This is a genomic window from Candidatus Magnetobacterium casense, assembly GCF_000714715.1.
In the GTDB taxonomy this organism is placed as follows: domain Bacteria; phylum Nitrospirota; class Thermodesulfovibrionia; order Thermodesulfovibrionales; family Magnetobacteriaceae; genus Magnetobacterium; species Magnetobacterium casense.
Genome location: NZ_JMFO01000026.1, coordinates 1 through 14,384 on the forward strand (window position 1 = coordinate 1; position 14,384 = coordinate 14,384).

12 protein-coding genes are annotated in these 14,384 nt (G+C 46.4%); 4 read left to right on the forward strand and 8 right to left on the reverse strand.

The window, feature by feature from the left end:
• From Mcas_RS12250 to Mcas_RS12270, 5 genes are all read right to left on the reverse strand, one after another.
• Positions 1 to 714, reverse strand: a 714-nt coding sequence (locus Mcas_RS12250) for a hypothetical protein (protein ID WP_156033351.1), incomplete at its 3' end; no start/stop codon positions are given.
• Between the two features lie 186 nt (positions 715 to 900).
• Positions 901 to 1,902, reverse strand: coding sequence for a D-alanine--D-alanine ligase family protein (locus tag Mcas_RS12255; RefSeq protein ID WP_040335842.1), 1,002 nt, complete (start codon positions 1,900 to 1,902; stop codon positions 901 to 903).
• A gap of 53 nt (positions 1,903 to 1,955) precedes the next feature.
• On the reverse strand, positions 1,956 to 2,276 hold the full coding sequence (locus tag Mcas_RS12260; RefSeq protein ID WP_040335843.1) for a nucleotidyltransferase domain-containing protein: 321 nt from the start codon (positions 2,274 to 2,276) through the stop codon (positions 1,956 to 1,958).
• Positions 2,249 to 2,641, reverse strand: coding sequence for a HEPN domain-containing protein (locus Mcas_RS12265; RefSeq protein ID WP_040335844.1), 393 nt, complete (start codon positions 2,639 to 2,641; stop codon positions 2,249 to 2,251). Before Mcas_RS12265 ends, Mcas_RS12260 begins: the two co-directional genes overlap by 28 nt.
• A 120-nt stretch (positions 2,642 to 2,761) precedes the next feature.
• Entirely contained in the window at positions 2,762 to 3,670 is a 909-nt protein-coding gene (locus Mcas_RS12270) for a sensor domain-containing diguanylate cyclase (RefSeq protein WP_040335845.1), read from the reverse strand.
• Positions 3,671 to 3,794: 124 nt separating this feature from the next.
• Between Mcas_RS12270 and Mcas_RS12275 the strand changes: the two genes are divergently transcribed.
• On the forward strand, positions 3,795 to 5,012 hold the full coding sequence (locus tag Mcas_RS12275) for a cyclic di-GMP phosphodiesterase (protein WP_040335846.1): 1,218 nt from the start codon (positions 3,795 to 3,797) through the stop codon (positions 5,010 to 5,012).
• 20 nt (positions 5,013 to 5,032) lie between these two features.
• Here Mcas_RS12275 and Mcas_RS12280 read toward each other — a convergent pair whose 3' ends face one another.
• A complete protein-coding gene (locus Mcas_RS12280) occupies positions 5,033 to 6,256 on the reverse strand; it encodes a glycosyltransferase (protein WP_081853835.1) in 1,224 nt (407 codons plus the stop codon).
• A 228-nt stretch (positions 6,257 to 6,484) separates the two neighbouring features.
• On the opposite strand from Mcas_RS12280, the gene Mcas_RS12285 reads away from it, so the two are divergent.
• The 3 genes from Mcas_RS12285 to Mcas_RS12295 all read left to right on the forward strand — a co-directional run bounded on the left by Mcas_RS12285 (position 6,485) and on the right by Mcas_RS12295 (position 9,309).
• A complete protein-coding gene (locus Mcas_RS12285; protein WP_040335848.1) occupies positions 6,485 to 7,552 on the forward strand; it encodes a radical SAM/SPASM domain-containing protein in 1,068 nt (355 codons plus the stop codon).
• 165 nt (positions 7,553 to 7,717) lie between these two features.
• A complete protein-coding gene (locus tag Mcas_RS12290) occupies positions 7,718 to 8,473 on the forward strand; it encodes a hypothetical protein (protein WP_040335849.1) in 756 nt (251 codons plus the stop codon).
• A 188-nt stretch (positions 8,474 to 8,661) separates the two neighbouring features.
• Positions 8,662 to 9,309: an endonuclease III domain-containing protein gene (locus tag Mcas_RS12295; RefSeq protein WP_040335850.1), complete on the forward strand. Its 648-nt coding sequence runs from the start codon at positions 8,662 to 8,664 to the stop codon at positions 9,307 to 9,309.
• On the opposite strand, the gene Mcas_RS16945 is transcribed toward Mcas_RS12295, so the two are convergent.
• Together Mcas_RS16945 and Mcas_RS12305 are read right to left on the reverse strand one after the other, a co-directional pair.
• Positions 9,299 to 13,057 carry a PAS domain S-box protein gene (locus Mcas_RS16945; RefSeq protein ID WP_081853836.1) on the reverse strand — a complete coding sequence of 1,253 codons (3,759 nt, stop codon included), beginning with the start codon at positions 13,055 to 13,057 and terminating at the stop codon, positions 9,299 to 9,301. The genes Mcas_RS12295 and Mcas_RS16945 overlap by 11 nt on opposite strands.
• Before the next feature lie 182 nt (positions 13,058 to 13,239).
• Positions 13,240 to 14,256 carry a hypothetical protein gene (locus Mcas_RS12305; RefSeq protein ID WP_040335851.1) on the reverse strand — a complete coding sequence of 339 codons (1,017 nt, stop codon included), beginning with the start codon at positions 14,254 to 14,256 and terminating at the stop codon, positions 13,240 to 13,242.
• Positions 14,257 to 14,384: the final 128 nt, after the last annotated feature.

Consider the following 14,384-nt stretch of genomic DNA (forward strand, 5'->3'; position numbering starts at 1 on the left):
CTTTACATCCCGGCCATCAGGCTTGGATTTTACCTCTATCATGAAGGCATTGTCCGTAGAGATGATCAATATGTCAACCTCACAGTTATTAGCGCCTCCTTGTTTACCGGCCCTTACACGAAAATCAATAGGTTCACATTTAAAATATTGCCTTATCAAGGGTTTTGCTCCAGGAGCTATTATGTTCTCAACAAGAGTGCCAAGTAGTTGGGCATTATCAGCGCTTGTTTTATTCATTTGTCGCTCGAACGCCTTACGTTCTTTCTCCCTTTCTTCCTTGTCCTTTTGAATCCACTCTTCGAAACGAGCATCCTTCTCTCTCATCTCTTGCCGGAAGGCTTCCATTGTTTTGTCAGACCGAGCATCCTTCTCTCTCATCTCTTGCCGGAAGGCTTCCATCGTTTTGTCAGACTGAGCATCCTTTGCTCTCATTTCTTGCCGGAAGGTATCCATTGCCTCCTTCTCTTGCCGGATATGCTCCTCAAATTTTTTGTCAGACTGAGCATCCTTCGTTCTCATCTCTTGCCGGAAGGCTTCCATCGTTTTGTCAGACTGAGCATCCTTCGTTCTCATCTCTTGCCGGAAGGCTTCCATTGCCTCCTTCTCTTGCCGGATATGCTCCTCAAACTTCCGATCTTGCTCCATTTGATGCTCTATCATCTCCGCAAAGATGTTCTCTAACCGGTCTACCCTTGCTTCCAATATCATCTGCATCGCTATAATTCTCCCTTCATAATCTTCTACATTTACAATAGCATATCCCATAGCCGTACTGCAACTATGCCGGCGAGGTATTTCCGACAAGCCCCAAGGTTATTGTAAAATTACTGGCAGCAAAGTAATCCGTGAAAAAAATTTGGGTAGGCTATGTGTTCAGCGCCTCTACTTTCAGATGTTGACTCATAGCTTACCCCCCTTGACCCTGACGGATGCCGAAGCAATGATTTCACCGATCAACTGTACGTAGGACATACCGGCCTTGGTGCACAGGATCGGCAGGTCGGAGTGCGTCGGATGAAGACCCGGCAGGGGGTTTATCTCAAGAAAGCAGAGCCGTCCTGCGGCATCGGCCTTGACGTCAACCCTACCGGCATCCCTGCACCCGATGGCCCTGTATGCGGCAATGGCCAACTCTGATGCCTCCTGCTTTATGCGTGCATCCTCAACCAGGACGTAGTCAACCAGTTGTTCGCAAAACTCCTTGTTCTCATACGAGTAGACGTACCCGGGCTGCCTCTGCCCAATCACCACCTCAAGCACCCCTACAACGTAAGCATTACTGCCACTTCCCAGGATGCCCACAGTGAACTCCCTGCCGCAGAGATAGCCCTCAACCAGCGCGGGCTGACGGTAACGCTCAAGGAGCCAACTGCATCGCTGCCGTAGCCCCTGCTCGTTATGAACAACGGAACCCTCGTCAACCCCCTTGCCCGTCCCCTCGTACAACGGCTTCACAAAGAGCGGATAATCCAGCCCCGTCAACACGCCGGGGGCGTCAAGTGCCTCAACCGAGTCGATAACCACATGGTTGGGCGTGGCAACCCCGACAGCCCTGACCACGGTCTTGGTTAATCCCTTATCCAGCGACAGGGCCATCGTAAGCGGGTCACTGAAGCAACAGGCAATGTCATATGCCTCAAGCAATGCCGGAACCTGTGCCTCCCTGCTCCTGCCGTGAAGCCCCTCGCAGATGTTAAAGACCAGCTCCCAACGCCTGCCATCGTTGAGCATACCAACAAGACTGCGGATATTGCCGACCCGTGTGACCCTGTGCCCCAACTGCGTGATGGCCTCCTCCAGCGACTCTATGGTCTGGACGCTGTCAAACTCGGCCGTCTCCTCCTCGCTGTACCCAAGCGCAAGGTACTCCGACCTTAAATCATATGTAAACCCTATGTCCAATCTTTAATTCAATGCCTTAACTATTTATCATTTTATCATTGCCAATTTGTGCTTTAAAACTTCAGCTTCTTACCAGTCATTTTGATTTCATCCGCAAGCAATCCGCCATTATCAAAATCTTCAGGTTTAAATGGCATAGGCTCTATCCTGCTGTCGATTTCTCTTCTATAAGGTACAATCAACCTCCGATCATCAAACCTGTCTCCTGAAAACGCTGTAGAAATCAGGGCAATATCAATGTCACTTGTTTCCACCTGGTTACCCTTGGCATAGGAACCAAACAAGATGACCTCTTGTATAGGTATATTGTTTTTTTCAAGTTCGTTTATATACCTTTTTATCTTCTCTATGATTGCATCTGTTGTAGTAACCATTCTCTTAACTCCTCTATTTCATTCATATATTTTGTGGCAAACGTCAATGTGCATTTTTTGTAAAATGAGAACTTTTCACTAGGATATCTTGCCTCAAAGTTAAAATCCGTGATTATTTCAAGCAGTTCCACTTTATCACGAGATAGCTCCAGGTTAATAGCTTCTGCCAATTGTATAAGTCTGTGCGTATATGGAGGTGTCTTATTAAATTTGCTGACATATATGCCTTTAAAAATCTTTTCAATTGTTAAGTGCCCAAAAAACATGGCATATGGGTAATCTCCATTTTCAAAAAGATGCCTTGCTACTGTCCAATCGTAATGCGATGATTTTATCCAGTACTGTACTTTCTCTTCTATTGTCATCTAACTACCCTAAGTATCTTAGCATAAAGCTTGACCCTATAATGCTCAATCCTAAATTTCATATAAAACCTTTTGCCAATATACTTATATCCGTATAGTAAGGTGAAAAAAGTACAGCGTCTATGTAAGCGGTACCGTAACGACCCTGTTGCGGCCTGTCTTTTTTGCCTCATAGAGGGCGCCGTCGGCCTTTTCCAGCAGTACGGTTGGTGAGTATATGTCCTCTTGCATCTGCGCAACTCCCAGGCTGATAGTGACTCTTACTATTTGGTTGTTGAAGTTGCTTTCAAGTTCCATGACGGACTTTCTCAGCCTCTCTGCCACTACGGTGGCACCCTCAAGCTCGGTCTCCACCAGCACGCAACAGAACTCCTCCCCCCCGTAGCGCGCTATCACGTCTATCTCCCTCAACTGGGACAGACACATGGAAGCCGTGGCCTTGAGGATGAGGTCACCGCAGGTGTGCCCGTAGGTGTCGTTGACCTTTTTGAAGAAATCTATATCAAACATTATCAGGCTGAAGGGCTTTGATGTCCTCATATATCGCGAGAACTCTTCGCTGAGGCGGGTTTCAAGATATCTTCGATTATAGGTCCCGGTGAGGGGGTCGGTGATGTTTAGTTCCAGCAGCGTTTGTTCGTGTGCCACCTGTGCCGTTACATCCTGCACGGTGATGAAGACGTATGCGGTGCCGTCCTGTTCATTGCGCAATGAACCCATGATACAATTCTGCCGCATATGGTCGTAGTTTACACTAAAGGAACCCACAGGTTTAAATGGAAACAGATACTTATACGGCTTGTGTCCAAAAAACACATTGTTGCCCAACTTTATTACGGACTTAAGATTCCTGAGAAACCTGGCCGTATTCAAATGGGGATAGAGGTCAAAGACAGACGTACCCACTACTTCGCTTGAGCTTAACTCACTGTGCAACTGCATCCAGCGGTTCCAGTGGACGACCCTAAAGTCGCTGTCAAGGATGACAAGTCCGATGTTTACTACGTCAAAGATGGCCGAAAAATTCATTTGTATGCTATTGTACTATTTTACGCCCCCACTTTTCAATTGCTGATGCCCGGGGGGATAAAAATGAGAAAAAAATATTTTTGCTTGCCATTTTTATTTATGTTTATGTATTATAATATTGTTTATGATAAAGAAGGTTAAAGTAGAGTACTTGAAGCCGGGGATATACATATCCGATCTGAACTGTAGCTGGATAATGCACCCTTTCTTGTCCAATAAGTTTAAACTCAAGGCTGAGAGTCAGATTCAGAAGATTATTGGTCTTGGGATTGCCGAGGTCTATATAGACACCGAAAAGGGTTTAGACGTTGAACAGGCCATAACAAAGCAAGAAATACAGGAGAGCATCCGGAAGGAGTTTAAAGAGGTCGTTGAAACCGGCAAACTCACCACCCAGAATCATGTTTCTACCGCAGAAGAAGTCAAGACGGCCTCGCTGGTGATCAAAGAGGCAAAGAAAATAGTGTCAACCATCATGGACGATGCACGTATGGGCAAGCAGGTCAAGATGGAACGGATTACCCCTGTAGTTGATAAGATGATAGACTCGGTGTTTCGCAACCAGGATGCACTTGTAAGCCTTGGCAGGCTAAAGAACGTCGATGAGTATACGTTTATGCACTCGGTCAGTGTAGCGGCCATGATGATATCCTTTTGCAGGGAGCTTAATCTGCCTCGCTCCGAAATAGAGCAGATTGCCTGTGGAGCTATAATGCATGACATTGGAAAGACGAAGGTGCCGCTAACGATTCTCAACAAACCCGGGAAGTTGACAGAGGACGAGTTTATACAGATAAAGCAGCATGTCACTTATGGGGTCAATATACTGGAAAAGATACCTGCAATGTCTGACAACTCCATGTGTGTTGTAGCACAGCACCATGAACACTACAGCGGTAAGGGCTATCCAAAGGGGCTGAAGGGTGAAGAGATACACAAGTACGGGCAGATGATGGCCATCGTTGACGTCTTTGATGCCATAACGTCAAACCGGTGTTATCACAAGGGCATGTCAACCATAGAGGCAATGAGGAAGTTGCTGGAATGGAGCGATTTCAACTTCAATAAAACCGTTACCCATAGTTTCATAAGGTCTATAGGGATATATCCTGTGGGGTCGCTGATTCGGTTAAAGAGCAAAAGATTGGCCGTTGTTGTTGACAGAGGGTATGACAACAGCCATTTCGAGCCTATTGTAAAGGTGGTCTATGACATAAGCAAATCACAATACATATTTCCCCCATTTACACTCGATCTCGCCAAAGACAATACCACTGATGAGATACAATGCCACGAGGTGCCTGGCAAGTGGAACCTTGACCCTTCGGTCTTTGATGCGTAGTGTAGCAGTTACGGTTATGCCTACCGTATTACCGGTGGAGTAGAGGGCGGTGGAAATAGCTTGTTTCTGATTGCGTAGTAGCGTTGTGCCAGTTTCCAGGATACGCTGGTGGAGGCATCGACGTTAAACTGCTCGATGTCGGCTATTTTGGGTATTAAGGCCATGAAATCGTTCACGATTGGTTTATAGTTCTCACCCGGTAAGTGCTCCATGTTTTCAACAAATGCAAATATCAGCTCCAGGTATGCCAGTACAACCTTGGACAGGGGCAGTTCCGGTTTGGTTTGTTCCTTTTGTGTGTGCAGAAAGAGTCTCAGGGGTCTGATGACCTCCTTGTTGGCCTGGAGTGTTATCAGTTGTTTCATGCTGTCATGCAACTGTTGGTTGGCAGCCTCCAGTTGAGCAATCCTGTGTTGCAGTTGGTTGTTTTTCAATCTTTCATCGTCGGATAGCTTATTGGCCTCAACGGTGACACACTTGCGTCTGTTGCCAACGAGTCCGTAGTTACGGATAACCCCTTCCGTTATCTTTTCCCTGTGTTTTTTCAGCACTCTGAAGTATGCGTCGTTTTTTACATCTTCGCCGGCGTGGGTTATCTGTGAGCACTTGTCCCAGTTGTTGTAGTGTGCGGTGGTTTTTCTTATGTGATGAAACGGATGTATTGCGGCCAATCTGATAAGCATGTCCCAGTCCTCAAACAGCTCAAAGTCCTCATCAAAGAGGATACCCTCAATGGCGCTCCGCTTAAAGAGCAGACAGTGTATCGGGATGTAGTTTTCCAGGAGAAGGGTGTCGTAGTTGAAGTCCTCCGAATAAAATACATACGTGTAAGCGTTCGTGAATTCCTGCTTTTCTATGTTGTACTGCTTGTGTACGATTTCGCAGTCTGAGTATGCGGTGTGGAAGTCGCTTCTTTCCAGGAAGGTTACCAACGTGTCGAGGTGTTCAGGCATGAGGTCGTCGTCGTCATCGAGGAAGCCGATGTAGTTGCCCGAGGCATTTGTCAGTCCAACGTTGCCGGCATAGGCACGCCCGCGGTTTTCCTCCAGCGCGATGTATGTGCACTGACAATCACCGAGGATTAGCCTTATTCCTTCTATGTCCAAGGCACACCCACCGTCATTGACCAACACAATCTCTATTGGTCTGTACGTTTGCCCGGCAATGCTCTCCAGGGCCTTGAGGAGCATTTTGGGTCGATCCTTCGTCCGTACTATAAGTGAAGCCAGGGGTTTTTTATCCATATATTTGTTTCAACTGCTGTATTATAGCATATGACGAATATAAATTTTGGGTATCCTCTTAAAAAGCATGGTAAAAATGGGGTCAAGGGGGCTGGCCCCCTTGCGGGGGGGTCTGAGGGGGGGCGGAGCCGCCCCCTTTTTTTTTTACTACCATTTTTGCTTAACGTAATACGTTTTTTTCCTGACTATGTTACAATATCCTGATGAAAGGGAATCTGCTGAGTTAGCATGGAGTTCGTGCCCAGGTGGATAGCGTGGGAGATCACGCGCAGGTGCAACTTAAAATGCGTCCATTGCCGGTCGTCGTCGGAGGACACGGCACCGGGACATGAGGACTTCACACTTGATGAGGCCCGGCGCGTCATTGACGACATCCGTAGTTACGCCGAACCGGTAATCGTGCTCTCCGGGGGAGAGCCGCTGCTGAGGGACGACGTCTACGACATAGCCCGCTACGGGACGTCAAAGGGCTTGCGCATGTGTCTGGCCACAAACGGCTCGCTTGTCTCAGATACGGTCTGTGCCGATATCAAGGCCGCTGGAATCAGGATCGTATCGTTGAGCCTCGATGGCGCAACGGCAGAGGTGCATGACAACTTCAGGTGTCAGCAGGGCGCCTTTGATGGCGTAATGAGGGCGGCAGGGCTATTCAAACGACACGGAATAGATTTTATCGTCAACTCGTCCTTTACCAAACGCAATCAGGCCGATATCCCCGCCGTTTACAGGCTGGCCAAGGATATTGGTGCTTCGGCGTGGTACATGTTTATGATAGTGCCCACGGGCAGGGGACAAGAGATGATGGCCGAACTCATATCCAAAGAAGACTACGAGGAAATACTCAACTGGCACTACTACATGGAAAAGGACGAAGACACGCTGTTGGTGCGTCCAACGTGTGCCCCCCACTATTACAGGATCGTGCTTCAGAAGGCAAAGGAGGAAGGCCGGCGGATGAAACAACGGTCGCTAAAGTTCTCCACGGGCGGTTCCAAGGGCTGCATCGCAGGGCAACTCATATGCCTCATAGACGTTGACGGCAACGTACAGCCATGCAGTTATCTCCAGCAGTATGCGGGCAACATCCGCAGGGAGTCGTTTAAGGATATCTGGGAGGGGTCGGCGTTGTTTAAGGACATGCGAAACTTTAACAGCTACGAGGGAAGATGCGGTGCCTGCGAGTACATTAAGGTATGTGGGGGCTGCAGGGCAAGGGCCTACACCATACACGGCGATTACATGCAAGAGGAGCCATTTTGCAGCCATCAACCAAGGGGCATGGCCGGAGGGCTCTGACCCCCCTTGACCCCACAATGCTTAATACTATCATCACAGAAATATTTACAGGAAGAAAACAGGGGAGGGTTTTTCTGCGCGTATGACTGCTATTGCAAATGAACGTAGAGGCATGTTATTATAAAGTCAATGGCAAAGGTGATAATCAGGATACAGGAGTAGGCAGTGAAAAATAACGATATAACGAAAGACAACAATAACGGCTACGTGCGTGTAAGTGAGTTCGATGAGCTTAAGGAGATGTTTCTGTTGATGATGCAGAAACTGGAGAGTATGGCATCGGATATAACCTCGATTAAGGTTGAGCAGAAGAGAATGGGGGTTGAGCAGAAGAGAATGGGGGTTGAGCTTGAGAGAGTTGGGGTTGAACAGAAGAGGATGGGGGTTGAGCTTGAGAGGGTTGGGGTTGAACAGAAGAGGATGGCAAAGGATATAACCTCGATTAGGCGTGACGTTGGCGGCCTGTCAAGGAGCGTAAGCTACGCACTGGAAAATGAGGCATATAGAGAACTGCCCGGATTTTTAAAGGCCAAGTACGGGATCGAACTGTTGGATAGCCTTATCAGAACTGAAATCAAAAAAGATTTCGAGATAAATATCCTCGGTGAGGGCACAAGGCATGGTAAACCGGTGTTAATCGTCGGTGAGGCAAAGCTAAGACTCCAGCGATACTATACCAGCGGTACGTCGAATAACTTGCAAATGGTCGATGTGTTTGAACAACTGGAAAGAAACGTAGAGGCCGTGCGTCTTCAATGCAAGGACGCTGAAACCGATGCCGACGGAAACACCAAAGAAATCGTGCGCATATTGATAACACACTTCGCAACAAAGGATTTCTTAAAAGAGGCGGAAGATAAAAATGTTATAGTCATACAGAGCCATGAGTGGCAAGCACCGTCGATCATTAAAACCAAGTAATTTATCTCTGATATCTGAATTGGCAGATACTCCTGCGCTGAGGATTGCTTATAACTGTTAGTTATCATAAGAATTGGCATATTTTAGTCATTTATTATCATTCTCGAGTTTTCGAAAAATAAATCTTAACAATGGTTGTAGTAAAAGCAGCAGTTTGTTATAATCTGAAAAAACCTCAAACTGTTGAGATGTTACCAAAAGAGTTTAACATAGACGTTGTCATCGGCCTGTTGCAGGGGCAGGTCAGTACGCTGAAGGTGCCATACATCGAGTTCATGGCCGTTAATGATAGGGCCCCATACAAGGTGCTGATAAGTTGTATCCTAAGTCTGCGCACCCAGGACAAGACAACTGCCCAGGCCAGTGAGCGTCTGTTTGCCTTGGCCGGTACTCCGGAGGCCATGTGCAGGTTGTCGGTTGAGGAGATTGAGCGGGCTGTCTATCCGGTGGGGTTTTATCGTGTCAAGGCCGCCAACATCAAGGCGATAAGCCAACGCCTGCTTGATGATTATGGCGGGGTTGTCCCTGATACGATTGAAGAGTTGTTGAAGTTCAAGGGCGTTGGCAGGAAGACGGCAAATCTGGTTGTAACGGTTGGCTATGACAGGGATGGCATCTGTGTTGACACCCACGTACACAGGATCACCAACAGGTGGGGGTATGTCCGGACCAAGACCCCGGAGCAGACCGAATTTGCACTCAGGGAGATACTCCCCCTGCGGCACTGGAGGGGCATAAACGGCCTCCTCGTCTGCTTTGGACAGGGCATCTGCCGACCCGTCTCGCCTTTGTGCACAAGGTGTTCGATTAGCCAATACTGCGGCTTCAGACTATAAACTCTAATGTAAAAACGGAACCACCATCTATCGTCCTTGCGCTTATTTTACCTCCTAAGCTTTCCTCTACGATTACCCTGGACATGTAGAGACCTATCCCTGTGCCTTTGTCTCCTTTGGTGCTAAAGTAGGGGTCAAACACCTTGTCAAGTATGTCGTCAGCGATCCCGCCTCCGTTGTCACTTACCTCTAACCTTAGAGTTCTGCCATCCTTATAACAGTCAATCGATATCATGCCCTCTGTTGTCAACAACCCCTTCTCTTTTCTTGCGATAATTGCATCTTTTGCGTTAGTTATTAAGTTCAACAGAACGTGTGCCAATTGGTTTTTATATGTAGTAATTACCGTGTCTTTACATATTATTACTGTAGAGTAATCCGTAAATGTCTTGTTATGAATATGACATGTGAGCCTGTATGATATCGAGTTTATTTTAAGTTGCGATGACAGCAGCGAAAATACATCTAATGAAATCCCTATTAAATTAAACGTCTCCTTAGTCTTGGACGGCTTGAAAAAGTTTCTGAATTCATCTATCGTCTTTGTCATAAATTCAATCTGTTTCATCATGTCTGTCACGGAATTGTTAATATACCTGGCATCAAGTTCTCCAAATCCATATGCGTCTTTTATGTCCTGGATCATAATGCCAAGGGAATTCAGAGGCTGTTTCCACTGATGTGCTATTGCACCTATCATCTCGCCCATGGCAGCCATCTTTGACTGTTGCATGAGTAGTTGTTCATTACGCCTCAGCTCATCCACTTTATTCTTAACAAGCGCCTCAAGGTTCGCATTAAGCCGGGCAAGTGTATAGGTCTTGACTCTCAGCTCTTGCTCTGATACCCTTAGTGCATTTTCAACCGCTTTTTGCTCGGTGACATCCCTGGCTATCTCAATTGCTGCTACAATATTGCCTGCGGCATCTCTGATTGGTGATGATACATTGTGGAAGTAAGCAACTTTACCATCAGGTTTTACGACACTTCTGATACTTGAATGAACATTACCATCCTTGAACACCCTTTCCACAGGACAATCATCACATACCTGATCGTTATTTTCGTATGCCTTATAGCAATACTCGCCAATACGGTCACCAAAGATGTCTTTTAAGTTTTGATTCTGGTAAGTTATCCTGTAGTCGGTGTCCTGAATCGTTACCCCATCGCCGATAGCCGTAAGCATGGCCTTGTTTTTTTCGTTTTCTTCAAACAATTGATTCTGAATGTGTTTTATGCTGCTGATATCACGTGCAAGATGAATTGACCCATAAAGTGTACCGTCCGGATTATATAGCGGCGTTGTGGTCACCATAAAGTACCCATTGAGGTGTCCATCATATACCTCAAAAGTATGTTCCAAGCCATCTTTGAGCAATTGTCTATGCGGGCAATTATCCAGGGGTTTATATGTTGCGTGGACAATTTCATAACATGTCTTTCCTATTGACTCTGACGGCATGATATTTAATTTCCTGGCCATTGTCTCATTCATCTTGATAATCCTGTGATTGCCGTCCAATATCATTATGAGATCAGGGATAGTGTTGAATGTTCTCTCCCACTCATTTCTGGCCTGAATCAGAGACATTTCCTTTATTTTGAGCTTAGTAATGTCTCGTGCTGCCGCAAATACGCCTATTACTTTTCCGGTCTCATCCCTGTATACGGATGCATTATACAGGACGGGTGTTATATGTCCCTTTTTATGCCTGATGGACAGTTCATAATCCTGTACCCTGCCATATTCAAACACCGCCTGATAACCAGTCCTTGCTACGTCAGGTTCCGTAAAATAACGGGAGAAATCAGTCCCTGTCAGCTCGTCCCGTGAATACCCGGTGACGACTTCAGTTGAGGTATTAACGTCGCCTATCTTGCCATCGGGGGTAATCGTTACAAGTGGATCAAGGCTGGCCTCTATCAAACTCCTGTTATACAGACCGGACAACCTTAAAGATTCGTTGAGGCGCTTATAGCTAGTGATATCGGTTGCTATCCCGCATACACCATAAGGATTTCCGTAGGCATCAAGCAATATGAACTTAATAGATATGTACGTGTGCAGACCGTCATCATGAGGTACGATCTCCTCAATCTCTATAGTTTTCTTTTCATTTAATACTATCCTGTCATTTTCTCTAAAGTTGTCTGCCCACTCCTTTGGAAAGATGTCATAATCAGTCTTACCAATGATATCGTCTTTGGTGATATGAAAGAGATCCTCGTACTGACGATTAATAAAAATGTATCGCCCGTTTGTATCCTTCAGGAAGATGATGGCGGTTGTATTGTCGATTATCGATTGTAACTGTTCTCTGGTCTCATTAAGTTTATTTTCCAGCAACTTACGGTCAGTTATGTTTCTTGAAATCTCTACGCACGCTATTATCTTTCCACTAATGTCCCTGACAGGATTGGCCGTGTTTTCAAAATACACAATGTTTCCACCTGGTGTTGTTACCCTTCTTTCTGAGACATGCGACTTTCCGTCTTTGTATGACATCTCCACGGGACATCCTTGACAAACCTCATTGCTACCTTCAAAGACACTGTAACATTTCTCCCCATGTCGTTCACCAAATATAGACTTGCTTATTTCACTTTGATATGTGATGTTATATTCCAGGTCTCGAATGGTCAGGGCATCTTCCATTGCATCTACGATAGACTGGAGTTTATTTTTCTCTTCAGTCAGGGATTTTTCCATATCCTTTTGTTCCGTGATATCTCGTGCAATCCCCACGTAGAGAGTCAAGTCTCCGGTAATGTTGGGAAACCCCCTGTCAGATATCCATCGGACAGAACCATCAGGACGGATAATTCTATATTCATGACTGAAGGGCATTCTTTTCTTTTTAACTTCAAGAGCAGCAATAACGCTTTCTCTATCTTCCGGATGTATTGCATCGATAAAAGAGCGAGGGTTTTCATACAAGCTATTGCATGTACGTCCCCAGATGACCTCATAGGCGGGGCTGACATATAGCGTTACACTAGTGTCAAGATTGGCAATCCAAAAGACTTCTGAGATATTACTCGTAAGTAAAGTTAAGCGCTCTTTGTTTTCTGACAGTTTTTTGCTTAACCTTTTTTGTTCGTCTATTTCAAGCTGAAGCTTGGCCGTTCGCTCCTTTACCAATTCCTCAAGGTGTGTCTTGCAGTGTCTTATTTCCTCTTTTTCCTGATTGCGTAAGAAAATGTTGGCAATTGTGTTGGCGGCTATTACAATGTGCTTTCTGGATGCGCTAAACACATACTCAGGTCTTGGGGTGTATTGTGCAGCAATTGCAGATAGTTCATCCGGAGATACCTTATATCTGTCTGCTATTTCTTTGATTTTTTTCTCATCGGTTGGCGGATTTGAAATACCGGCGTTATTTGAACCTATCACCATACCATCTGCTATTATTGGGGCTGCGTATATGACAATTCCTCCTGAACACTCCATCTCAACAGGTCTCTTGTCTCTCATACTCTTGAGACTCGTTGCCCAACAGTCTTCATGGCATATCCATTTGCCGGATTTCAGCGATTCTTCCTCAGAGGCATTACCGCATAGTTTCCTGGATGTCTGATTTAAAAAATCACACCACGTGGAAGTGAACAGGCTTGTCGCATAATCTCCGTTGACCTCATAAATAGACGCAGAGGATTCCAGATATTGCAGGTAGGAATCCTGAATATCCCTTAATTGTCCTTCACCTATGGCCTGCTTTAGGCTGATATCTCTTTCAGTTGTCATAACTTTTGACCACGATGTATATTATGTCACACATGGAGGGACAACAGTCAAGTTTTGAGACACACCAACCACGATGAGTTTATAGCAAATTCCGATTGATACAAAATTAGGTGGCATTTTTACGGGGTCAAGGGGTCAGCGACCCCCGGCATAAAAGGGGGCTTCTTCGTGCCCGGGGTGGCTCACCCCTCACCTTGCAGGGGGTTCTGAAGGGGGGCGGATGGGGTGTAGGGCGGGGGAGAGTTCTCCTGTTTTGTATTTATCTCATCGAAGTTGAGTATGTCGAGGTACTCCCATTGTCTGTATGCAACGACATAGAGGCCTTTTATGGTCGCAAATCTGGTAATTTCATCCTCAACGACGACACTGGCAAGCATGGGGATTATCTGTCTGCCTTTGCACTCGTCAAAAAAGATCGGCAGTGTTTCTACCTTGGCCAGTATCTTAGTGACATCTCGTTCATCCGGTTTGGATTTTACCTCTATAACAAAGACCCTGTCCTGACATGTGAGCATTATATCAACCTCACAATTCTTGCCTCCTGTTCTTTTCTTGTATCTCAGACAAAAAGAGGCAGGGTCGCAGTTAAAGTATTGTTTTATCAAGGCAACAGCGCCAGGCGCTATTATGTCTTCAACGAGCGTGCCCAGTTGCTTGGCAATTTCAGCCCTTTGCTGTCGGGCTCCTTTCGCTATCTCCGCCATTTCTTTACGAAAGGCCTCATGATCCTCTTTGTCCTTCCGATCGCGCTCTTCTTGCCTCCGGTCGCGCTCGGCAGCCTCACGTTTAATCTCCGCTACCTCTTCCTTGTACTTCCGATCGTTTTCGGCAGCCTCACGTTTAATCTCCGCTACCTCTTCCTTGTACTTCCGGTCGCTCTCTTCTTGTCTGCGGTCGCGTTCTTCTTTTTCTTCCTTGTCCTTCCGGTCGTTCTCTTCTTGTCTGCGGTCGCGTTCTTCTTTTTCTTCCTTGTCCTTCCGGTCGTTCTCTTCTTGTCTGCGGTCGCGTTCTTCTTGTCTGCGGTCGCGTTCTTCTTGTCTGCGGTCGCGTTCTTCTTTTTCTTCCTTGTACTTCAGCTCGCGCTCGGCGGCCTCACGCTTGATCTCGGCAGCCTCGAGCTTCAGCTCCCTGCAAACCTCGTAAAACTCCGCCCTGGCAACCTCTAACCTGTCAACCCGTGATTCCAATAACATCTGCATCGCTTTTACCTCTCTGTACTTTTATATCTCTCTCTGCTACTACGATAACATATCTGACACCCATTTGACAACCGGTTGAGGGGGGGTGGGGGGGTGACATTTGTATCTGCCCTCGTGATACAATAACG